The 21,046-nt window shown below is 63.9% G+C and carries 20 protein-coding genes; 10 read left to right on the forward strand and 10 right to left on the reverse strand.

The window, feature by feature from the left end:
• Window positions 1-39: 39 nt before the first annotated feature.
• Window positions 40-1,314, forward strand: coding sequence for a serine hydrolase domain-containing protein (locus tag IVB36_RS35200; protein ID WP_247394478.1), 1,275 nt, complete (start codon window positions 40-42; stop codon window positions 1,312-1,314).
• A gap of 49 nt (window positions 1,315-1,363) precedes the next feature.
• Here the strand turns inward: IVB36_RS35200 and IVB36_RS35205 are convergent, their stop codons facing one another.
• The 4 genes from IVB36_RS35205 to IVB36_RS35220 form a co-directional block, all read right to left on the reverse strand.
• On the reverse strand, window positions 1,364-2,683 hold the full coding sequence (locus tag IVB36_RS35205; RefSeq protein WP_018457100.1) for a TRAP transporter large permease: 1,320 nt from the start codon (window positions 2,681-2,683) through the stop codon (window positions 1,364-1,366).
• Window positions 2,680-3,195, reverse strand: a complete 516-nt coding sequence (locus IVB36_RS35210) for a TRAP transporter small permease (protein ID WP_085352116.1) — start codon at window positions 3,193-3,195, stop codon at window positions 2,680-2,682. Before IVB36_RS35210 ends, IVB36_RS35205 begins: the two co-directional genes overlap by 4 nt.
• Before the next feature lie 84 nt (window positions 3,196-3,279).
• Window positions 3,280-4,278, reverse strand: coding sequence for a TRAP transporter substrate-binding protein (locus IVB36_RS35215; protein WP_018457102.1), 999 nt, complete (start codon window positions 4,276-4,278; stop codon window positions 3,280-3,282).
• A gap of 374 nt (window positions 4,279-4,652) precedes the next feature.
• Window positions 4,653-4,886, reverse strand: a complete 234-nt coding sequence (locus tag IVB36_RS35220; RefSeq protein WP_026233301.1) for a hypothetical protein — start codon at window positions 4,884-4,886, stop codon at window positions 4,653-4,655.
• 137 nt (window positions 4,887-5,023) lie between these two features.
• Here IVB36_RS35220 and IVB36_RS35225 point away from each other — a divergent pair, with 137 nt between their 5' ends.
• From IVB36_RS35225 to IVB36_RS35235, 3 genes are all read left to right on the forward strand, one after another.
• A complete protein-coding gene (locus IVB36_RS35225) occupies window positions 5,024-5,368 on the forward strand; it encodes a DUF1236 domain-containing protein (protein WP_018457104.1) in 345 nt (114 codons plus the stop codon).
• A 346-nt stretch (window positions 5,369-5,714) separates the two neighbouring features.
• Window positions 5,715-7,172, forward strand: a complete 1,458-nt coding sequence (locus IVB36_RS35230) for a sensor histidine kinase (RefSeq protein ID WP_247394714.1) — start codon at window positions 5,715-5,717, stop codon at window positions 7,170-7,172.
• Between the two features lie 13 nt (window positions 7,173-7,185).
• Window positions 7,186-8,322, forward strand: a complete 1,137-nt coding sequence (locus tag IVB36_RS35235; protein WP_247394481.1) for a mandelate racemase/muconate lactonizing enzyme family protein — start codon at window positions 7,186-7,188, stop codon at window positions 8,320-8,322.
• Here the strand turns inward: IVB36_RS35235 and IVB36_RS35240 are convergent.
• Both IVB36_RS35240 and IVB36_RS35245 read right to left on the reverse strand, forming a co-directional pair.
• Window positions 8,319-9,050 carry a cytochrome c biogenesis protein CcdA gene (locus IVB36_RS35240; protein WP_083926459.1) on the reverse strand — a complete coding sequence of 244 codons (732 nt, stop codon included), beginning with the start codon at window positions 9,048-9,050 and terminating at the stop codon, window positions 8,319-8,321. The two genes, IVB36_RS35235 and IVB36_RS35240, sit on opposite strands and share 4 nt — an antisense overlap.
• A gap of 206 nt (window positions 9,051-9,256) precedes the next feature.
• Window positions 9,257-9,523 carry a hypothetical protein gene (locus IVB36_RS35245; protein ID WP_007593979.1) on the reverse strand — a complete coding sequence of 89 codons (267 nt, stop codon included), beginning with the start codon at window positions 9,521-9,523 and terminating at the stop codon, window positions 9,257-9,259.
• Window positions 9,524-10,037: 514 nt separating this feature from the next.
• Here IVB36_RS35245 and IVB36_RS35250 point away from each other — a divergent pair.
• The 5 genes from IVB36_RS35250 to IVB36_RS35270 all read left to right on the forward strand — a co-directional run bounded on the left by IVB36_RS35250 (window position 10,038) and on the right by IVB36_RS35270 (window position 14,608).
• Entirely contained in the window at window positions 10,038-11,084 is a 1,047-nt protein-coding gene (locus tag IVB36_RS35250; protein ID WP_231188740.1) for a LysR family transcriptional regulator, read from the forward strand.
• 29 nt (window positions 11,085-11,113) lie between these two features.
• On the forward strand, window positions 11,114-11,485 hold the full coding sequence (locus IVB36_RS35255) for a helix-turn-helix transcriptional regulator (RefSeq protein WP_026233304.1): 372 nt from the start codon (window positions 11,114-11,116) through the stop codon (window positions 11,483-11,485).
• A gap of 375 nt (window positions 11,486-11,860) precedes the next feature.
• Entirely contained in the window at window positions 11,861-13,210 is a 1,350-nt protein-coding gene (locus IVB36_RS35260; protein WP_247300290.1) for a L,D-transpeptidase family protein, read from the forward strand.
• Between the two features lie 111 nt (window positions 13,211-13,321).
• Entirely contained in the window at window positions 13,322-14,143 is an 822-nt protein-coding gene (locus tag IVB36_RS35265) for an enoyl-CoA hydratase (protein WP_018457114.1), read from the forward strand.
• Between the two features lie 180 nt (window positions 14,144-14,323).
• On the forward strand, window positions 14,324-14,608 hold the full coding sequence (locus tag IVB36_RS35270) for a hypothetical protein (protein ID WP_085352111.1): 285 nt from the start codon (window positions 14,324-14,326) through the stop codon (window positions 14,606-14,608).
• Window positions 14,609-14,641: 33 nt separating this feature from the next.
• Here the strand turns inward: IVB36_RS35270 and IVB36_RS35275 are convergent, their stop codons facing one another.
• From IVB36_RS35275 to IVB36_RS35285, 3 genes are all read right to left on the reverse strand, one after another.
• Window positions 14,642-15,721, reverse strand: a complete 1,080-nt coding sequence (locus IVB36_RS35275) for an isocitrate/isopropylmalate dehydrogenase family protein (RefSeq protein WP_247394500.1) — start codon at window positions 15,719-15,721, stop codon at window positions 14,642-14,644.
• Window positions 15,722-15,852: 131 nt separating this feature from the next.
• Window positions 15,853-16,920 (reverse strand): alcohol dehydrogenase, encoded by a 1,068-nt coding sequence (locus IVB36_RS35280; protein WP_247394517.1) that lies wholly within the window; start codon window positions 16,918-16,920, stop codon window positions 15,853-15,855.
• Between the two features lie 184 nt (window positions 16,921-17,104).
• A complete protein-coding gene (locus IVB36_RS35285; protein ID WP_247394520.1) occupies window positions 17,105-18,301 on the reverse strand; it encodes a CaiB/BaiF CoA-transferase family protein in 1,197 nt (398 codons plus the stop codon).
• A gap of 195 nt (window positions 18,302-18,496) precedes the next feature.
• On the opposite strand from IVB36_RS35285, the gene glgA reads away from it, so the two are divergent.
• On the forward strand, window positions 18,497-19,912 hold the full coding sequence (gene glgA / locus IVB36_RS35290; protein ID WP_247394673.1) for a glycogen synthase GlgA: 1,416 nt from the start codon (window positions 18,497-18,499) through the stop codon (window positions 19,910-19,912).
• A gap of 127 nt (window positions 19,913-20,039) precedes the next feature.
• Here glgA and IVB36_RS35295 read toward each other — a convergent pair whose 3' ends face one another.
• Window positions 20,040-20,990, reverse strand: a complete 951-nt coding sequence (locus tag IVB36_RS35295) for an oxygenase MpaB family protein (protein ID WP_247394718.1) — start codon at window positions 20,988-20,990, stop codon at window positions 20,040-20,042.
• Window positions 20,991-21,046: the final 56 nt, after the last annotated feature.

A 21,046-nucleotide genomic window follows, 5' to 3' on the forward strand; every position in this document is an offset into this window, starting at 1 on the left:
ATCGGCTATCAACGTCGGACAAACTGCCCGGAGGAACTGATGCTTGCTCCCACCCCCGCCTCGCCCGAATCCGTCGGCATGTCCAAGGCCGCGCTCGACCGCGTCGACGCGCATCTGAAGAGCCGGTACATCGATGCCGGCCGCTTCCCGGGCACGCATCTCCTGGTCTATCGCCGTGGCAAGATCGCCCACAGCTCGGTGCAGGGATTTTCCGACGTCGAGCGCAAGCTGCCCGTCAAGGACGACACCATCTACCGCATCTATTCCATGACCAAGCCGCTCACCAGCGTCGCCTTCATGATGCTGGTCGAGCAAGGCCTCGTCGCGATCGATGAGCCCGTCGCCAAGTACATTCCGGAATGGAAGGATCTCGGCGTGTTCGTCGCCGGCACCGCGCCATCCTTCCTGACCCGTCCGCCGTCGCGGCCGATGCTGATCGTCGATCTCCTGCGCCACACCTCCGGCCTCACCTATGGCTTCCAGCAGCGCTCGAACGTCGATGCCGCTTACCGCGCTGAAAAGATCGGCGAGGTCGAGAAATCGGGCACGCTCCAGACCATGATCGAGAGCCTCGCAAAAATTCCGCTGGAGTTCTCGCCGGGCGAGGCCTGGAACTACTCGGTTTCGACCGACGTGCTCGGCTACCTCGTCGGCAAGATCTCCGGCATCCCCTTCGAGCAGTTCCTGAAACAACGCATCCTCGATCCACTCGGCATGACCGACACTGATTTCCACGTGCCGGCTTCCAAGGCCCACCGGTTCGCTGCCTGTTACTCGGCCGACCCGGGTGGCGGCATGACCTTCCATGCCGGCCAGCGCCGCGAGGGCCTGACGTTGCAGGATGATCCAACCAAGAGCTCGTTCCTGTCGCCGCCGTCCCTGATCTCAGGTGGCGGCGGGCTGTGCTCGACGACGGCCGACTATCTCACCTTCTGCCGTGCGCTGCTCAATGGCGGCGAACTCGGCGGCGTCAGGTTGATCGGGCCGAAGACGCTGGCGCTGATGACGACCAACCACATTCCGGGTGGACGCTCGCTGCCGGAAGTGTCGCGCTCGCTGTTCGCGGAAGCCGCCTACAACGGCATCGGCTTCGGCCTCGGCTTCGCCGTGACGATGCGCCCGGCCGAGACGCTGGTCGCCGGCAGCCCCGGTGAATACAATTGGGGCGGCGCGGCCACGACTTCGTTCTGGATCGACCCGGCCGAAGAATTGATCACCATCTTCATGACGCAGGTGCTGCCGTCGAGCGCCTACCCGCTCCGGCGCGAGCTGCGCAGCATGGTCTACGCTGCGATCACCGAGAGCAATCTCTGAGAAAAATGCACCGATTCCGCGGCATCAGAGCCGCGGGATCAAGCCCCGCTCATTTCAACATCTCCGGCACGATCAGGCGCGGCAGGAACAGGGAAACGCTGGGCCAAATAATGAGCGCCGCCAGCACGAGCAGCATGGGGATCAGCATGATCACCGTGTCCTTAAGTGCATAGCGCAGCCGTACCCCGGCGATCGAGCAGGCGATCATCAAGCAGAGGCCATAAGGCGGCGTCACCAATCCGAAGGCGAGCGAGACGATCGAGATGATCGCAAACTGCACCGGATGAAGGTCGACCGATTTCGCCAGCGGTTCGAGAACGGTGCCGACGATGATGATCGCCGGAATGGCGTCGAGGAAGCAGCCCACCACCAGAAAGCAGAACGCGATGAAGAAGCCGGCCCCGATCGCGCCCATGCCCCAGGTCGAGACGTTAGCCAGCAGTTCCTGCGGAATCCTGTAATAGGCCAGCAGCCAGCCGAACGCGCTCGCGGTACCGACGCAGAACAGCGCCACGCCGGCAAGGCGCCCGGTATCGAGCAGCGCCTTGTAGAGTTCGCGCGCGCCGGTTTCACGGTAGAAGAACGTCGACAGCGCCACGGAATAGAGCACTGCGACGCAGGCGGATTCGGTCGCGGTGAACCACCCCAGCAGGATGCCGCCGACAATGATGAACGGCGTCATCAGCGCCGGTATCGAGCGCCAGATGGCGCAGCACATCTCCCTCCAGGTGTCCTTCGGATAGGTCGGATAGCCGCGGCGCACGGCATAGATATGCACGGTCGCCATCTGCGCGCCCGCGATCAGCAATCCCGGCACGATGCCTGCGAGGTACATCGCGGCGATCGAGGTCGAGATCAGTCCGCCCCACACGATCATCAGGATCGAGGGTGGGATGATGACGGCGAGCACGGCCGAGACCGCGGTGATGGCGATCGAGAACGAGAGGTCGTAGCCCTCCTTGGTCTGGGCATCGATGAATATCTTGGACTGGCTCGCCGCGTCCGCGGTGGAGGATCCGGAGATGCCGGCAAAGAACACCGACAGCACCACGTTGATCTGCGCCAGCGACCCCGGCCAGTGCCCGACCATCGAGCGGGACAGCGCGACCAGCCGGTCGGTGATGCCGCCGATGCTCATCAGATTGGCGGTGAGCAGGAAGAACGGCACCGCCAGCAGGATGAACGAATTGTAGGCGTTGAAGGTTTCCTGCGCGAGCGTCATCAGCGACAGATGCGGCTCGATCAGCAGGATCGGCACGCAGGCAAGGCCAAGCGCGAAGGCGACCGGGACGCGGATGATGAGCAGGCCAACGAAAGTACCGAACAGGACCATTGCGGCCTGCCCGGCAGAAAGAACATTGCCGCTCATTGATTTGCCCCAAACAAAATCCGCATCTCGTCGACGATCTGTTCACCGGCGAACACGATCCAGGTCACGCCGGAAATCGGCCAGGCGACGTGGATCAGCCAAAGCGGCAGATCGGCCAGCTCCGAAGTTCTGTTCCAGGCAAAGCGGGTGAACTCGATTCCGGCGGTTACGAACACCAGTGCCAGCGCCAGCACGCCGAGCCGCGCGAGAATCCGGACCATGGCTTCGCTTCGGCGTGACAGGTCAGGCCAGACGTCGACTTCAAAATGCTGCGACTCTCTGATGCCAACCATGGCGCCAATCATGATCGTCCAGATGAACATGAACCGCGCCATCTCCTCGGTCCAGATGTAGGACGGAATCAAAGGCGTGTAGCGCGAGAGGATCTGCAACGTGACCGGAATGACCAGCATGCCGACGGAGGCGGCGAGCAGGATTTCCAGCAGTTTTGCATAGGCCGCCGTTGCTCGGCGCCATGGCGACGGGTTCGGTGGCATCGATATTTCAGTCATCACGACTCCGGGGGATCACAATCACGCAATGGGGCAAGCCGTCTGGCTTGCCCCGACGTCCTGTCGCGTGGGCGGCGACAGTTTTCAGACGACGTTGATCTTCTCGAAAATGCCTTCCGCGCCAATTTCCTTGGCGTAGGTGGCCATCACGGGATCGGCGAGCTTCTTCATGGCGTCCCGTTCTTCGAAGGGAACGCGCTTGAGCTTCCCGGCCTTCTCCAGCGTGTCGAGCTTGACGACTTCTTCACTCGACTCCAGTTGTCGGCCGTAGTCGCCGGCCTCCTTGCCGGCCTTCATGATCGCGTCCTGCAACTCCTTCGGCAAGGTCTTTAGCGTCTTCACCGAGAAGCAGATCGGCCGGATCGACACGGCGTGTTGGGTCAGGTTGAGATGCGGAGCCACTTCGTAGAACTTCATCGCCTCGACGCCGGCCGCCTCGTTCTCGCCGGCCGCAATCACGCCGTTCTGGATCGCGTTGTAGATTTCGTTGTAGGCGATCACCGTCGGGCTCATACCTACGGCCGCAAAGGTCTTCGACCAGATCGGCGCGCCCTGTACGCGCACCTTGAGTCCCCTAAGGTCGGCGAGAGTCTTGAGCGGCTTGTTGGCGAAGATATTGCGGATGCCACCGCCGGAATAGCCGATCAGAACGACCTCGGCCTTGGACGCGACTTCGTCGGCGATCGGCGCCAGGATATTGGCTTCGACGACCTTGTTCATGTGGTCGATGCCCTTGAACACGAAGGGCGCGTCGATGAACGGGGCCGCCTTGGCGAAGGTCGACATGTGAGCCGGCGAGACGATGCCGTAATCGACGGCTTTGCCCTGCGACATGTACTCGAAATATTGCTTTTCGAGGCCAAGCGAGGAATTCCTGTGCAGTGTGAAGTTGACGGGCTTGCCGTAGTACTTCTTGACCAGCTCTTCGAACCGGAGCAGGGCCCGGTTGAAGGCGTGGTCGTCGTTGAACTGGACCGCGCCGTTCAATGTGATCGGCGACTGTGCCCTGACGATTGACGGCATGCCCATCGCAGCCGCCGCAGTGGTCGCGCCGAGCCCAGCGAGAAATGATCTTCGCTTCATCGTCTCCCCTCCTTTTGATGCTCCGGCCCTGTCGCCGGGCCGTGAGCGCAGCCGGTATGCGGCTTGCGAGTGGGAAGCGTATGGAAAACCTCGGCGGGACGGAAGTCATTTCACGCGCGGGGGAGGCCCTCTTCGTCGCAGGGCCACCCCTTTCGCGAACTGCTGCACTGCAACTTGCGCTCCTGCCGGTGCGTGGCAGGCCGAGGGGAGCAGCCTCTCTTAGCAGACAGACGGCGTGCGGGCCCGTGCGCTGCACGCACAGACCCGCCTTCCACTGCCGCTTAGTGCATGTGGCCGATCAGATAGATGCCGCCGCCGATCACCAGCACGGCCGGCACGGCCCAGAGAATCAGAACTGGCATTTGTCATCCTCCTCAGTTGGACGTGCAGACCTTGACGGTCTTCATGCCGGCTTCAGCTTCGGTGCGCGATTTGTAGATCGCGCCCGATGGGCTGACCACGGTCATGGACGTGTCCGTCGGCTTCTTGTCGACGATTGTGCACTTCTTCGTCTTGACGTCCTGCACGACATAGAACTCGTCGGCCGCGAACGCCGGCAGGGATATTGCGGAAAGCATCAATGCTGCAGTTACTATCTTCAACTTCATTTGTAGTCCTCCTCCAGAGCCCGAGCCGTCAGCCCGGTCATCTACAAACGGGAAAAAGCGGCAATTAGTTCCCTGAGCCGGGAACGCTGTCCGCAATGAGGGGTTGTTGCGGCGCATGTTCAAACGAGGAGAACGAGATGAAGAAGTTGTTCCTGCTTTCCGCCGCGGCGGTCCTGATGTCGACCGGTGCTTTCGCGCAATCGACCGTCGTGACGACGACCGGGACGGGCCACGCGGCGGCCGTCCAGATCGAGCCGCAGTACCGAACCAAGATCAAATCCTACGTCACCGAGCATCGCATTCGCCCGGTGACCACGAAGGAAAAGATCGTTGTCGGTGCGGCGGTGCCGAGCGACGTCGAGCTTGAGGCCGTTCCCGCAGACTGGGGTCCGTCGCTGACGAAGTATCGCTACGTCTACTCCGGCGATCGCGTGATGCTCGTCGATCCCGGTACGCGCACGGTCGTTCAGGAAATTGATTGATCCAGGTGTAAGGGGGCCGCCTTGAGGCGGCCTCCCTCTCTGGGAGTAGACATTATGAAATCGCATCGAGAGGCCCGGATCGCCGGGCTCAGCCTGGCGGCCGTGTACGCCATGTGTCTCCTACTGACCGCAATCAGCATGAGCTGAGGCGCAGCCGCGGACCGCGCTGCAAAATCTTCTTCCTGGGCGGCGCGTCCGAACGCAAAAATTATTGGCGTAGCGCAAATCCCGCCCCTATGGTCTCCCAAAATCATAAATCCGGCGCTCCCCTGCGCTGGAACCGGGACGCCCGCGTTTGTCAAAGCTCACTTTGCCGGTCCGGCTCGCTCTTCTGGTGACGGGAACGATGTTGCCGCTGATCGTCTTCGCGGTCGGCATTGCCGTCTACAATTACAAACAGGACCGCAACGACGCGACCCGCCGCGTGCTGGAGAATGTGCGCAGCATGCGCCTCGTGCTGGACTCCGAGGTGCAGCGGATGACCGGCGGCCTGCAGGTGCTTGCACTGACGAATTCGCTGCGCAACGACGACTTCCAGAGCTTCCGCCGCATCGCGCTCGGCTTCGTCGACCAGTACGGCAAAGGCGGCCTCGTGCTGATCTCCGATCGCCAGGGCCGGCTGTTGTTTTCCTCCGCGACCGAGGACACCGCAAGCCTGCCGCCACGCGGTCATCTTGAGATCATCGAGAAGGTGTTTGCGACCAGGTCGCCGCAATATTCCGACCTGTTCACCGGCGCAATCAACGGCCGGCAGGTGCTTACGGTCGAGGTTCCGGTGCTCCGCGACGGCGAAGTGATCTACGACCTCTGCTTCAGCCCGCCGGTCAGCACCTTTCAGGACCTGGTGGAAAAGCAACGGCCCGACCGGGATTGGACGGTCTCCCTGCTCGACACCAAGGCTATCGTGTTCGCGCGCACGCCGAACCCTACGGAGATCTTTGGCAAACGGGCTACCGGCGCACTGTACGAGAGTATGTTGCGCACGCCGGAAGCCGCACTCTCGACGGTTTCGCTCGACGGCGTCGCGTTGTCCACCGTCTATACGAGGTCGCGGCTGACCGGCTGGACCATCGTGGCCGGCGTCGCCGAGAGCTCGCTAATCGCTCCGCTCTGGCGCAACATCGCGATCACCAGTTTTATCGGCGGCGTCCTGCTGCTGACCGGCCTGACCTTCGCGGTCCGGATGGCGACCACGATCGCGCGCGGCGAGATGCTGCACGATCTCCTGATCGACGAGCTCAACCATCGCGTCAAGAACACGCTCGCGTTGATGCAGGCGATCGCCGTGCAGACCTTCCGCAGCGCCAGCCGGGACGAGCGGGTAAAATTCGAGGGCCGGCTCGGCGCGCTGGCCGAGGCGCATAATTTGCTCAGCCAGGAGAAATGGGCGGGCTCCGAGCTGCGGGACGTGATCGCCCGCGCGCTCCAGCCGTTCCTGCTGAATAATCCGGAGCGCATCCGCATGGCCGGACCCGCGGTGCCGCTGTCGCCGCGGCTCGCCGTGGTGCTGTCGATGATCGTGCACGAGATCGCCACCAACGCGGCGAAGTACGGCGCGCTATCCAATGAGACCGGCCGGGTCACGCTGGAGTGGCAGGTCATCGCCGATGCGCCGAAGCCGCGGCTGCGCCTGATCTGGACCGAGATCGGCGGACCGCCGGTGACGGCGCCGGTGCAACGCGGCTTCGGCTCGCGCCTGATCGAGCGCAGCGCGCGCGACCAGCTCGGCGGCGAGGCAACGGTCGACTTCCTGCCCCGCGGCGTGGTCTGCACGGTGATTTGCGCGCTGGACGAGGCGCGATGAACGGAGGCCGGCAATGAAGATCACAAGGATTCGCACGCACATTCTCGAAGCAAAGCTGTCGCAGCCCTTCGCCTATTCGCGCGCCTGGTACGACACGCGCACCGCAATGCTGGTCGAGATCGAGACTGACAATGGTCTTGTCGGATGGGGTGAATGCTACGGCCCGGCGCGCATCACGGCGGCAGTGGTGCAGAGTATCGCTCCGTGGCTGATCGGCGAGGATCCGTTGCGCACCGACGTGCTGTGGCAGATGGTCTATGCGCGCCTGCGGGATCACGGCCAGAAGGGCGTCGTGATCCAGGGGATGAGCGGCATCGACATCGCGCTATGGGACATCAAGGGCAAGCATTTTGGCGTACCCGTGCATCAGCTTCTCGGCGGCGGCGCGCGCAAGCAGGTTGCGGCCTATGCGACCGGTCTCTACCGGCGCAAGTCAGGCGATCCGCTGAACTATCTGGCGGAGGAAGCGGCGGGTTATGCCGCCGAAGGATTCCGCGCCGTGAAGCTGAAGGTCGGTTTCGGCATCGCGGAGGATGCCGCGGTCACCCGCGCGGTGCGCGAGGCGATCGGCCCCGATGTCGCGCTGATGGTCGATGCGAACCACGCCTATGACGCGGTCGCGGCGATCCGGCTCGGCCGCCTGATCGAGCGCCATGACATCGGATGGTTCGAGGAGCCGGTGCCGCCGGAGGACATCGCGGGCTATCGCGCGGTGAAATCCGCGCTTACGATTCCGGTCGCCGGCGGCGAGTGCGAATTCACGCGCTTCGGCTTCCGCGAGTTGTTCGTCTCGCACGCACTTGACATCGCCCAGCCCGACACCTGCGCGGCAGGTGGTCTCTCCGAATGCAAGAAGATCGCCGACATGAGCGAGGCGTTCGGCATCCGCTACAATCCGCATGTCTGGGGCACCGGTATCGCGATCGCCGCGTCGCTCCAGCTCCTCGCGGTGCTGCCCTCGCAAACGCCGACTTCGCTGTCACCGCTCGAGCCGATGCTGGAATTCGACCGCACTGAACATCCGATCCGGCAGGCGATTTTGCAGGAGCCGATCGAGCATGCGAGCGGCGTCGTGCGGGTGCCCGAGGGGCCTGGCCTCGGTATCGAGATCGACCGCGCCGCGCTAGCGCGCTTTGATGCGGAGGCCTAACCGATCGTCTGCAACGTCGGAAACGTCTCCAGCAGCCAGATGCTCACGTTCGAGACCGCGCCGGTGAGGAATCCAATACCGGTGATCACCATCAGGACGCCCATAGCGCGCTCGACATTGACGAGATGGCCCTTCATGCGCGCAAACAGGGTGGAAAACTGCTCGATCATCAGGGCAGCGATCAGGAAGGGAATGCCGAGCCCGGCCGAATAGACCGCGAGCAGGACGGCGCCCTTTGTCACCGTGGCTTCGGCCGCGGCGACCGAGAGGATCGCGGCAAGGATCGGGCCGATGCAGGGCGTCCAGCCAAAGGCAAAGGCCAGCCCCATCACATAAGCGCCCCAAAGGCCGACGGGCTTGGGCGCGGTCAAGCGTCCCTCGCGCATCAACAGGCCGATGCGCGTCAGGCCGAGGAAGTGCAGGCCCATGACGATGATGACGATGCCGGCGAGGATCGAGAGTTCGGCCGACCAGGCCCGGATCAGCGCCCCGATCAGCGAGGCGCTGGCGCCGAGCGCCACGAACACCGTGGAGAAGCCGAGCACGAACAGGAGTGCCGACATCATGATGGCGCGTTTGGAGGCCGATGCGGGCTCTTCGCTTTCGACATGCTCGATCGTCGCGCCCGTCAGATAGATCAGGTAGGGCGGGACCAGCGGCAGGACGCACGGGGAGAGGAAGCTGACGAGGCCGGCAATCAGCGCCGCCGGGATCGAAACATTTTGCATGATGCAGTCGGAACCATCTCTGGCGCCGATGCGGCGCGCGGGGAATGCGCGCGGCCCGGAGCCGAACCGGCTCTGGTGTAGCCGATGCCAGCGAATGCGCAACAGAGGCGCACAAAACCAGGGCTCCTCCCGATGCCGTCTGTGATCACAGATGCGGCACCGGGACACGCACAAATCTCGCCAAAAAGCGAAACTCGGCGGCGCGGCTACTTCACCACGCGGAGCAGCGGACGCCGGGGCTGGTCCTGCGTCTGCTTGGAAGGGGGCTGCGGTTCGTTCGTGGCCGTCCGCAGCATTTCGTCGCACAGTGCCTTGAGATCGGCACTGTCAATTCCTTTGAGCTTCATCCGCACGTCCAGGATGACAATGGACAGCAGCTCGGCCGACTCACGGCTATTGCTCTCGTTGAGCACCCTGCGGCACTCTTCGAGCGTTTCCAGCACCGACTGCAACTGTTCGTCTGAATGCGACACGGCGTTCTTTCCGCTAATTCGGCCTGTGAGACGTGGTTGTGACGACCCCTTTGGCCCCCATGGAGCGTCGAGGATAACACGAGGCCGCTACGCCCCCGAACATGATTTCAGTGTGTTTCTGCCTTGAAACCGCGGTTCCGGCGCGTATCGCGTCGCGCCGCCGGCCGTCGAAACGCTCAGTCGTAAAGCGCTCGATCGTAAAACGCTCGCTCGTAAAACGCCTGGCGTGCTGCAATTGATCCACCGCGGAAGGCACCTGCTCTCGCGCAAGGACGTTCATTGCGGACAATGCCGACAATCCCGCAGGCAAGTCACGGCTCACAACGGAACTCACGCCACACCCCTCATACGGGCGATGGTTTGCCCGATTCCTAGCCCTTGTTCCTAGGCTTGGCAGCACCCGAATACCACCTGCGGCGTAGTAAGGATGACGTTCAAAACTCGTCGTTCCCCAACCCGCCGTGGTTGTGGTTTGCCCGAGATTCTGCCAGTTTAGCGACCCGAAGGGACTTGTATGCACTCCTTGGCGGAAAGGGGCGTTCCTCTGGAGGAACGCCCAAAGACAAACGTCAGCGGCCTCTCGGACTGGGATGCGGCGCGCATTTTCCTGGAAGTTGTCCGATGCGGAAGTTTCCGCTCGGCGGCCGAGCGCCTGTCGCTGTCGATCAACGCCGTTCGCCGCCGGATCGATGATTTCGAACGCCAGACCGGCACCACGTTGTTCACCCGCGACGTCCACGGCACCCGTCTGACCGACGAAGGCGCGCTGGTGGTCTCCGCCGTCGAGCAAATGGAGGCGGCTGCCTTCGACGTGCTGCGCACCAGCGATTCGACGGCGAACGCCCTGTCCGGCGAGGTCCGCGTCGCCGTCACCGAGGGACTTGGCACATTCTGGCTCGCCCCGCGACTGGTCGAATTCCAGCAGACCTATCCGAAGATCCTGGTCGATCTGCATTGCGCGATGCGTTCGGCCGACGTCTCCCGCCATGAGGCCGACGTCGCCATTCACCTGTCGCGGCCTTCGGCGCTCGACGTCAAGCTGGTGCGGCTCGGCCGCATGCATCTGATGTTCTGGGCCTCCGAGAAATACATTTCGAAACATGGCGCGCCGCGCTCGGCGATGGAGTTGATCAAGCACCGCCTGGTGCTGCAGTTCGCCGACCAGCTTGCTGCCAAGCAAACTTTCGAGAGCTTCTTCCCCGGCGTTCCGGAACGTGACCTTCTGGTCATGAAGACCAACGTCTCGAGCGCCAACTACTGGGCGGTCGCGAATGGCGCCGGAATCGGCGTGTTTCCGAGCTACGCCATTGCGCTTGGCGGGAAGTTGATTCCACTGGAGGTCGAGCTGAACAGACCGCTGGATATCTGGTTGTCCTACCATCCCGGTAGCGGCCGGATTCCGCGCGTACGACACATGATTGACTGGCTGATCGAAGCCTTCAATCCGGCGCGTTTCCCGTGGTTTAAGGAAGAGTTCGTGCACCCGCATGAATTCAAGGACGAGTATATGGGCGAACCCCTGACCCAGCTCTTCGGGGGGTTTTCAACCGAAGACCGATGAGAAAAAAGATGAAGACAGCGGCGAAGAGAATGAAGCAGCGCAGTGCCGGCAAGCCGGACATTGAGCTGGGCAAGCGAATCCGTCTACGGCGCGTCGAGATGAAGGTCTCGCAGGCCGAGCTCGGCGAGAAGCTCGGCGTCAGTTTCCAGCAGGTCCAGAAGTACGAGAAGGGCGTCAATCGCGTCGGCGCGGCCCGGCTTCAGCAGATCGCCACCGCCCTCGATGTGCCCGTGACCTTCTTCTATGACGGCGACAACAAGGCGCGCGAAGTCGAGAGCCTGCTCTTCCTGGACTCGGCCTTCAGCCTCCGCCTGCTGCGCGCCTACAGCAAGATCAAGGACCAGACGGTGCAGCGTCAGCTCGTCTCGCTGATGGAATCGATCGCGGCGAACGAAGCCTGAGCCGATCGGCATTCGTGCCTTTCTGCCCGATGTTCAATCCGCCGCGCCACGGGGCGCGGCGGGATTGGACGAGATCCGGACGAGATATCTCCGGCCGCGCGCTCGCGCGGACTTCTCGGGGCGGCATGACCGCCCCTTTTTGTTGACCATTTTTCCCGCCGTCGCCCGCGGTTTGCGCGAACCCATTCCGGCCCTCTCGCGACCCAATCCAGAGACCGCGTGCCTTGCGCATGGGGCTCGCGATGCGCCGTGCTTAAGGGAGCCGCAACCGGGAGGCGCTAGCCTCCCGCCGATTTCTCGAATCAGCCCGACGAACCGGGAATTGCCGATGCGAGCGCCTGTCCGGGCCTCGCTCTCATAGGGAAGATGGGACACATGTCGAAGCGCCATGCGATAATCATTGCCGTCGGCATGCTTGCGAGCGCCTCTGCGCTTGCTCAGACCGAGACCATTGGACAGGCCGGGCCCAAGCCGGCGACTGCGGCTGGCACGGTGCCGGCCATCGCCAATCCGGCCCACGCAGCCGCACCGAAAACCGCCGCGCCGGCGGCCGCATCTACGGCGGAGAGCCGTTCGGCCGCAGCGCTCGCGCTGACGCATGAGCCGACCTATGACGAAGGCTCCGCCCAGCGCATCAAGGATGCGGCGCTGAGCTATTCCGATCTGGCCGTGCGCGGCGGCTGGCCGACGATCCCGGCGGACGCCAAATTCGCGCCCGGCGCCCAGGGCGCCAATGACGATCTCCTGCGCAAGCGGCTGATCGTCTCCGGCGATCTTTCCGCCGACAAGGCGAGCGGCGCCTTCGACCAGGATCTCGCCGACGCCGTGAAACGCTTCCAGGCCCGCCACGGCCTCGCGCCGACCGGAACGATGACGCCGCGCACGATCGCGGCGATGAACGTGCCGGTGCAGAAGCGCATCCGGCAGCTGGAGGCTTCGCTGCAGCGGCTCGAGAACATGAATTTCGGCTTCGGCCAGCGCTATGTCGTGGTCAACATCCCCGCCGCCTTTGCCGAAGCGGTCGAGAACGACGTCGTGGTAAGGCGCTATCGCGTGATCGTCGGCAAGACCGAAAAGCCCTCGCCGACGCTGACGGCCCAGATCAGCAGCGTCGTCCTCAATCCGACCTGGACGGTGCCCTCCTCGATCGCCAAGACCGAGATCTCCGCGCATATGCGCAAGGATCCCAGCTATCTGTCGCGCATGCACATGGAGGTGCTCGACGCCCACGACAATCCGATCGACCCGAATTCGGTTGACTGGTCGGGCACCCATACGCCGAATTTCACCGTGCGCCAGCACAACGGCACGTTCAACGCGCTCGGCGCGGTCAAGATCGACATGCCGAATTCCTATTCGGTCTACATGCACGACACCAACCAGCGCAATCTGTTCAGCGATGATTACCGCTTCGATTCCCACGGCTGCTCGCGCGTCGACAATGTGCGCGATCTCGCCGCCTGGCTGCTGAAGGACCAGCCGAAATGGAGCCGCGCCGCGATCGACGCGGAGATCGCCAGCGGCCAGCATCTCGACGTCGCCATGGCGAAGAAGGTGCCGGTGGCCTGGATCTACCTCACGGCGTGGATGACCAAGGACCAGACCGTCCAGTTCCGCAACGACGTCTATCACCAGGACGAGCAGTTGCTGGAGGCGACCGCCGAAGAGGCGGCCTTCTTCAGCAATGCCGGCAGCCACCCGCTGACCGCGCACATGACCAGATAGATCGCGCCATGCAATCGCGGCACAGGCGGCTGCAAAGCCAGGTCCGTTGTCGCGGTTGACCCTGGCCTCGCCCCGGCCGAACATTGCGCCTCGCCAACGAAAGCGCCCGCGATGTCCGACATGTCCAGCACGACCGAAATTCCCTACGCCGACGGCAAGATCCTCAAGCACACAGCCAGTGGCGTCGGCGTGATCACGTTCAACAATCCCGACAAGCGCAACGCGATGTCGCTGGAGATGTGGGAGGGATTTGGCGAGGCGCTGACCGCCTTACGCGATGACGCTGCCGTGCGCGTCGTGATCCTGCGCGGCGGCGGTGGCAAGGCATTCGTGTCGGGCGCCGACATCAGCCAGTTCGAGAAGACGCGCCATAACGCCGCCGCTTCCGAGGAATACGCAAAACGCAGCGCCGCCCAGCGCGCGCTGCTCGCCGATTATCCCAAGCCAACGATTGCCTGCATCCAGGGTTTTTGTCTCGGCGGCGGCATGCAGGTGGCGATGCTCGCCGACATCCGCATCGCCTCCCATGGCAGCCAGTTCGGCATTCCCGCGGCGAAGCTCGGCATCGCTTATGGCTATGACGGCTTGCGGCACTTGGTGTCGCTGGTTGGCCCGTCCTGGGCACGGCTCCTGATGTATACGGGCATGCGCATCGATGCGTCGGAAGCGCTGCGCATCGGGTTGGTCGAGCGCGTGCTTCCGGAGGATCAGCTCTGGGGCGAGACCATGGCCATCGCCGAGACGATCTCGCAAAATGCGCCGCTCGCGATCAAGGCCGCCAAGCTCACCATCGCGCAAGTGTTGAAGGACGAAAGCGCGCGCGACATGGACGCGATCAGGGCGGTCGGCACGGCCTGTATGGACAGCGTGGATTTTCGCGAGGGCCGGCAGGCCTTCATGGAGAAGCGCAAGCCGCAGTTCCAGGGACAGTGATTCCGTCGCCAGCGAGCAAAATGAAACAATCCAGAGTGCCTCTGCCTGCTTGGCTCTTCGCGATGACGGCGGGCAAACTGAACATGCATTCAGGAAGATTAAATTCCCACGGCCCCGCAACACCATAGCAACCGGCTGATTTGCTGGAAGTTCTCTCGCCATCAAACGAGGGAGATTGCGATGAAACTGAAATTTGCTGTTGTTGGTCTGGCTGCCCTGGGCGGCGCCGCTCTCGCATCAGGACAGGCACTCGCAGCGATGCCGAACGGCATTCCGCAGGCCGACCGTATCGCGAGCGGCCCGGCAGCCGACGTCGATCAGGTGCGCTGGGTCTGCAACCCCTGGGGTCGCTGCTTCTGGCGTCCGAATTATTACGGCGCCTACGGTTTTTACGGCGGCCCGCGACGCTTCTACGGCGGCCGTCCGTGGGGCTGGGGCGGCCACCGCCACTGGCGTCGCTGGTGAATTGCGAGGGGCCGCGAGGCCTCTCTTCCTTGACTACAGCGCCGCAAGCACCGCCTTCGTGATGTCGGCGGTTCCGTTGCGGCCACCAAATTCCATCGGCTTGAGACCGTCGGCATAGACCTTGTCCACCGCACGCTCGATGGTCTCGCCGGCCTCGGCCGCTCCTTCGACGCCGTGCTTGTCGGCGAGCCAGTCCAGCATCATTGCAGCCGACAGGATCATCCCGGTGGGATTGGCTTTGCCCTGCCCCATGATGTCGGGCGCGGTGCCGTGGCACGGCTGGAACACGGCGTATTTGTCGCCGATGTCGGCCGACGGCGCCATGCCGAGGCCGCCGATCAGGCTCGCGGTGATGTCGGAGACGATGTCGCCGAACATGTTCTCCATCACCATCACGTCGAAATCCCAGGGACGCTTCACCAGCATCGCCGAGCAGGCGTCGACATAGAGCCGGTCGGTCTTCACCTCCGGATGACGCTTGGCGATCTCGTCGAAGATGCCGCGGAAGAACGCAAAGGCCTTGAACACGTTCGCCTTGTCGACGCAGGCCAGCGCGCCGGGCTTGCCGCGCGCCTTGCGCCGCTCGGCGAGACGAAACGAGAACTCGAACAGGCGCTCGGACGTCTTGCGCGTGATCAGCATGGTCTCGCGCGCCTCCTCATGGGTGACGACGCCCTTGCCCATCGAGGCGAACAGGCCTTCGGTGGACTCCCTGATCACGACGAGATCGATGCCGCGCTGGTCGGCGCCGACGATCGGACTCGGCACGCCCGGAATGAGCCGCGCCGGGCGCACACCGGCATAGAGATCGAAGATGAAGCGCAGCTCGATCTGCGGCGCGATCTCGGTGTTGTCAGGGTAGCGCACCGACGGCAGGCCGCAGGCGCCGAGCAGGATCGCGTCCGCCTCCTCGCACAGCTTGATGGTGGTGTCCGGCATCGACTTGCCGGCGGCGAGATAATGATTGGCGCCCGCCGGCCCCTCGGTGAAGCGAAAGCTCAGGCCGGATTTCGTCTCGATCTTGCGCAGGACTTCGATGGCCGGCGCCATGACTTCGGGACCGATGCCGTCACCGGCAAGCACGGCAATGTGGAAGGCGTTATTTGCGGACATGGGAAGCCTCAGGAGGAGCGAGCTAAATCGTCATTGCGAGCGAAGCGAAGCAATCCAGAACTGCATCTGCGGAAACACTCTGGGTTGCTTCGTCGCTTCGCTCCTCGCAATGACGGAGGATGGAGCGTTGGTTACGGCGTCAGCACCGTGCGGCCAACCACCGCGCCCTGCTGCAGCTGCACCAGCGCGTCGTTGGCCTTGGCGAGCGGCTGCCGCGTCACGGGGATCGGCGCTATGTTCTTCGCTCGCACGAGGTCGAGCAGCTCCTGCGTCTCGCGCAAATTGCCGACATAGCTGCCCTGGATCGTCACCGCCTTGATCGGAATCAGCGGCAGCGCCCAGGTCGCACCGCCGCCGAACAGGCCGACGAGGACGAGCTTGCCGCCCTTGGTCAGGCAGTCGAAGCCGAGTTGCGTGGTGGCGGCGTTTCCGACGAGATCGAGCACGGCGCGGATGGGACCACCGGCTTTCTTGGCAAGCTGCTCCAGCGCGTCGGCCGCCTTGGGATCGACGGTCGCGAGCGCGCCGGCTTGCTCCGCCGCTTCGCGTTTCTTCGCGTCGATGTCGACCATGATCGCGCCCTTGCCGCCCATCGCCTTCAGCAGCGACAGTGCCATCAGGCCAAGTCCGCCGGCGCCGAACATCACGATCGGCGTGTGGAAGTGCTGCTCGAGCTTCTTCAGCGCGCTGTAGGTCGTGACGCCCGAGCAGGCGTAGGGTGCAGCTGACGCGGGATCGAGGCCTTTGAGGTTGAGCAAATAGCGCGGATGCGGCACCAGCATGTGGTCGGAATAGCCGCCGTCGCAATAGACGCCGAGCGAGCGCGGCGTCAGGCACATGTTCTCGTCACCGGCGAGACAGGTCGCGCATTTGCCGCAACCGATCCAGGGATAGACCAGCCCGACATCGCCGATCTTCACGTCGCCCTGGTCCGACGACTTCACGTCCGGGCCGAAGGCGAGCACCTCGCCGACCGTCTCGTGCCCCATGGTCAGCGGCAGGTTGATGCCGCGGTCCTTCAGCGAGAGCGGCTTGCGGCCGTGGCCGAGATCGTAGCCACCTTCCCAAATGTGAAGGTCGCTATGGCAGACGCCGGCGGCCTTCACCTTGATCAGCACCTGCGTGCCGGACGGTTGCGGCGTGGCCTCGTCGAACTCCTGCAGCGGCGCCTTGAAATCGGCGACCTTGAAACTTTTCATTGGCGTCCTCCCGGATATTTTTCTTGTCGTCGCCACCATGGCATGGGCGGCGGGACGAGACAAACTCGGACCTGTCTAATTTAGGCTGACGGATGATGGCAAGCCGGCCACGCGCAACGCCGCATTGCTTGCCACAGCGTGGTATCCGTCAGACTTCCCGTGAGACTTGCCGTCAGCCTTGCCCTCAGCCTTGCACGGCTGTTTTGCCTGACGGAATTGGCGCATTGTCGGTGAGCCCGATCTCCGCGCGCAGTCCGTCCGTGTGCTCGCCAAGAACGGCCATCGTCTTGCCCGGTGTTGTATCAGCACCGGTCATCCGGAACGGCAGATTGAGGACCTGGAACGAGCCGCCTTCATCCTCGACAGACGAGAGCGCCTCTCGGTGCGCGAGCTGCGGATCGGCCAGTGCTTCGGACACAGTGCGGTAGGCCGAGGCCGGCACGCCGGCCGCACCTAACGCGACAAGACAGACATCGGTCGAGAGCTGCCGCGACCAGGCCTCGACACCGTCCATCAAGTCGGCCCAATGATCGCGACGCGCGGCGTAGGTGGAGAAGCGCGGATCGGAGATCCATTCGGGGCGGCCGATCACTCCCATCAGTCCCTGAAACGTCTTCTCGCTGGCAACCGTGATCATGACATAACCGCTCGCCGTCTCGGTCGGCCCGAACATCGGGCGCGGCGGCGGCTTCACGGTGAACTGCGAGTTCTGCAACTCGATCAATGTCAGCGTCAGCATCGATTCCAGCATGGAAACGTCGATATGCTGGCCGAGCCCAGTCAGGGTGCGCTGGTAGAGCGCCGACGCGATCGCGCCGAACCCGTAGGTGCCGGTGACGACGTCGGCATGGTAGATGCCGCAATAATCCGGGCGGCTGCGGCCGGGCTGATAGGCGAGATGCGCCATGTCGTAGCCCGAGGCTGCATGGATCACCGGCGCATAGGCCGGCAGCTCGGCCGACGGGCCGCTCTGGCCGTAGCCGGAGATCGAGCAGTAGATCAACTTCGGGCTGACCGTGCGTATTCTGTCATAGTCGAGCCGCAGCCGATGCATCACGCCCGGGCGGAAGTTCTCGACCAGGATGTCGGCAGTCGCGGCCAGCCGGCGGACCGCCTCCTTGCCGTCCTCGGACTTGAGGTCGAGCACGACGCTCTTCTTGCCGACGTTGAGCTGGCCGAACACGGTGCTGCAGCCCTTGCGCAGCGGCGGCCGGGTCCGCATCGTCTCGCCGCCGTCGGTCTCGATCTTGATGACCTCGGCGCCCATGTCGGCGAGCATCCGCGCACAATGGGGACCGGCGATGGTGGTCGAAAAATCCAGGACCCTAAGGCCGGCGAAGGCCTTTGGCGTGGTCCCCTCATGCTTATCTGATAGCTGCATGCCTGCTTGCGTCCTTGAGTCACTTAGGAACTTATCGAAGTTCTCTGTTGTTGGTGCGCCGACCCTAGAGGGCGGCCGCTGAGTAGGAAAGTCTTTACCGAACAGACACGTCTCGCGGGCGGGCTTGGGAATTCCAGGGCAACTGGACCCGTTCTTGCATAGCAGCAATCGGGCTCCGGCAGAGGGCAGCAGTTCTTGAGGGTCTTGTTCGTTACGACAGAAATGGACGACTTTGTCCGCGTCGGCGGACTTGGAGCCGTTTCCGCTGCACTCCCCCGAGCCCTTCGTCCTTTCGCCGACATGCGGGTCATGTTGCCCGGCTATCGCGACATCATCGAACAACTCACGCATATTCAGGTCGTTGGCCGCTGTCCGGCGTTCGCGGAGATGCCGGCCTGCTCGCTCGGCCGCGCCGCGACCAAGGACGGCCTGCCGGTCTATGTGCTGTTGTGCTCGCAACTCTACGACCGGCCCGGCAACCCCTATGGCGACGAGTCCGGGCGCGACTGGCCCGATAACGACATCCGTTTCGCGCGCTTTGCCTCGGCCGCCGCTGAGCTGGCGATGGGCACGCTGGACAAGGATTGGGCAGCAGACCTGATCCACGCCAATGACTGGCAGGCTTCGCTCGTGCCGGCCTACCTCGCCTGGCGCGGCTCCAAGCTGCCGTCGATCCTGACCATTCACAACCTCGCCTATCAGGGCCTCTTCCCGAAGGACTCGCTGCGGCGGATCGGCGCGCCGGAGAGCTCCTTCCACATCGACGGCGTCGAGTTCTACGACCAGCTCTCCTTCCTCAAGGCCGGGCTGGTCTACGCCTCGCATCTCACCACAGTCAGCGGCACCTATGCGCGGGAGATCACCACGGATGAATTCGGCTGCGGTCTCGAAGGCCTGCTTCGAGTCCGCTCCGACGCGGCCGAGCTCACCGGCATCCTCAACGGCATCGACGAGAGCTGGGACCCGCGTTCCTGCGCCCAGCTTGCCCAGCAGTTCGGCGCCGGCGACTGGGTCGGCAAGAAGGCCAATGCGGATTACGTGCGCAAGCAGTTCGGGCTTGCGGTGTCGCGCGGCCCGATGTTCGGCATCGTCGCCCGCCTCGTGCACCAGAAGGGCATCGACCTCGTGCTGGCGGCGGCCGACGAGATCGTCGATGCCGGCGGGCAGATCGTGGTCACCGGCTCCGGCGAGCCGGCGCTCGAGCAGGCGCTAATCGACGCGCATCGCCGGCGGCCTGACGCGATCGGGGTCGTGATCGGCTTCAACGAGGCCCAGGCGCGCCGTATCTTCGCCGGTAGCGACTTCACATTGATGCCGTCACGCTTCGAGCCCTGCGGGCTCAGCCAGATGTACGCCCAGCGCTTCGGCTCGCTGCCGATCGGCCACCAGACCGGCGGCCTCGCCGAGACCATTACCGACGGCGAAACCGGCTTCCTGTTCTCAAAACCTTCGCATGAATCCTTCCTCGGCGGCGTCCGCCGTGCGTTCTCCGCCTTCATGGTGCAGGACCAGCTCGACACCATGCGTCGCAGTGCGATGGGACGGTCGTTCTCCTGGAGCATCCCGGCCGGCAGCTACAACGCGCTGTACCGGAAGCTGGCGGCGGTGTGAGGCCTGCGTGTCCTCGTCATTGCGAGCGTAGCGAAGCAATCCAGACTGTTTCCGTGGCAGCAGCCTGGATTGCTTCGTCGCAAGAGCTCCTCGCAATGACGGTGGTTTGTGGCAACGGCGGAGGACTTCACCCCCTCCCGCGCACATCCATCTGCGACCGTCCGATCCAGGCACGGTTGAGGCACCGCGTCATCCAGTCGGGCTGCGGCTCTCCGCGCAGCCGCGCTTGCGCTTCCTGGTAGGGACCGACATAGCGCAGCCGGTCTGGCAACCTTGGATAGACCCGCCGTATCCATCGCAGCGCCTTCTCGGCGGATCTGGTGTCACGCTCGTCAAGCTCGAACCCGAATCCCACACGCAAGCTTTCCGGCAGCAGGCTCGCGGTGAGCGCGCGATACCAGCGCGGCGGACGCAACCAAGGGCGCGCTCCACCAAAGATCTGCGCGGCGATCTCGCGCGCGGCCGGGCTGACGGTCAGCGTATCCGACTGCGTCATTGCCGCGGTGTAGGCCGCAAAGCCGGACCAGTCCGCCGGCAGATCGTGCGCCGTCAACCCGAACAACGCACCGAACAACCGACTCTCGGCCCAGTAGCGTTCGCGTTCGTCCGCCGCGAGCGGCGGCAAGACCAGATCATGCGCCATCAGCGCGGCCTCGACCAGCGTGGCATGAACCCAGCGCAGCGACGGGATGTCGTTGGCACAGTAGCGCGAGCCTGCCGCGAATGGACCGACGGTCTCGGGCATCTCGCCGACGATCATGCTGTGGCGCCGGTGCAATTGCCGCGACGACAACAGCGCGCGGTCAAGCGAACCGAACACCATGGCAAAGACGATGTCGAAGGTGCGGTGAAATCGTCCGATCGGATCAGCGAGGGTTTTCGAATGCTCGGCGATGGCGGCGGCGACCCAGGGATGCGCGAGTTGAAGGAGCAGCGCCCGGCCGGCGCCGAGAAAGATCACGGCCTCGCGGTCGATTTGCCAGGTCACCGTGTCAGGGCCGAACACGCCGGCGACCGGTCCCGCCGCGTTGGCGCGGACGGTATCAAGGGCAGATTCAAGTTCGCTCCCGGACACCACCTGCAGGGACTTTCGATTGCGGACCAGGACCGACAATCCGCAAGGCATGTGGCAAT

The organism is Bradyrhizobium sp. 35 (assembly GCF_023073215.1).
Taxonomy (GTDB): domain Bacteria; phylum Pseudomonadota; class Alphaproteobacteria; order Rhizobiales; family Xanthobacteraceae; genus Bradyrhizobium; species Bradyrhizobium canariense_D.

Bases quoted from the DNA above. Each gene is read 5' to 3' on its own strand.
- IVB36_RS35200 (WP_247394478.1), top strand. From the start codon at position 40: ATGCTTGCTCCCACCCCCGCCTCGCCCGAATCCGTCGGCATGTCCAAG.
- IVB36_RS35205 (WP_018457100.1), bottom strand. From the start codon at position 2,683: ATGAGCGGCAATGTTCTTTCTGCCGGGCAGGCCGCAATGGTCCTGTTC.
- IVB36_RS35210 (WP_085352116.1), bottom strand. From the start codon at position 3,195: ATGACTGAAATATCGATGCCACCGAACCCGTCGCCATGGCGCCGAGCA.
- IVB36_RS35215 (WP_018457102.1), bottom strand. From the start codon at position 4,278: ATGAAGCGAAGATCATTTCTCGCTGGGCTCGGCGCGACCACTGCGGCG.
- IVB36_RS35220 (WP_026233301.1), bottom strand. From the start codon at position 4,886: ATGAAGTTGAAGATAGTAACTGCAGCATTGATGCTTTCCGCAATATCC.
- IVB36_RS35225 (WP_018457104.1), top strand. From the start codon at position 5,024: ATGAAGAAGTTGTTCCTGCTTTCCGCCGCGGCGGTCCTGATGTCGACC.
- IVB36_RS35230 (WP_247394714.1), top strand. From the start codon at position 5,715: ATGTTGCCGCTGATCGTCTTCGCGGTCGGCATTGCCGTCTACAATTAC.
- IVB36_RS35235 (WP_247394481.1), top strand. From the start codon at position 7,186: ATGAAGATCACAAGGATTCGCACGCACATTCTCGAAGCAAAGCTGTCG.
- IVB36_RS35240 (WP_083926459.1), bottom strand. From the start codon at position 9,050: ATGCAAAATGTTTCGATCCCGGCGGCGCTGATTGCCGGCCTCGTCAGC.
- IVB36_RS35250 (WP_231188740.1), top strand. From the start codon at position 10,038: ATGCACTCCTTGGCGGAAAGGGGCGTTCCTCTGGAGGAACGCCCAAAG.
- IVB36_RS35255 (WP_026233304.1), top strand. From the start codon at position 11,114: ATGAAGCAGCGCAGTGCCGGCAAGCCGGACATTGAGCTGGGCAAGCGA.
- IVB36_RS35260 (WP_247300290.1), top strand. From the start codon at position 11,861: ATGTCGAAGCGCCATGCGATAATCATTGCCGTCGGCATGCTTGCGAGC.
- IVB36_RS35265 (WP_018457114.1), top strand. From the start codon at position 13,322: ATGTCCGACATGTCCAGCACGACCGAAATTCCCTACGCCGACGGCAAG.
- IVB36_RS35270 (WP_085352111.1), top strand. From the start codon at position 14,324: ATGAAACTGAAATTTGCTGTTGTTGGTCTGGCTGCCCTGGGCGGCGCC.
- IVB36_RS35275 (WP_247394500.1), bottom strand. From the start codon at position 15,721: ATGTCCGCAAATAACGCCTTCCACATTGCCGTGCTTGCCGGTGACGGC.
- IVB36_RS35280 (WP_247394517.1), bottom strand. From the start codon at position 16,920: ATGAAAAGTTTCAAGGTCGCCGATTTCAAGGCGCCGCTGCAGGAGTTC.
- IVB36_RS35285 (WP_247394520.1), bottom strand. From the start codon at position 18,301: ATGCAGCTATCAGATAAGCATGAGGGGACCACGCCAAAGGCCTTCGCC.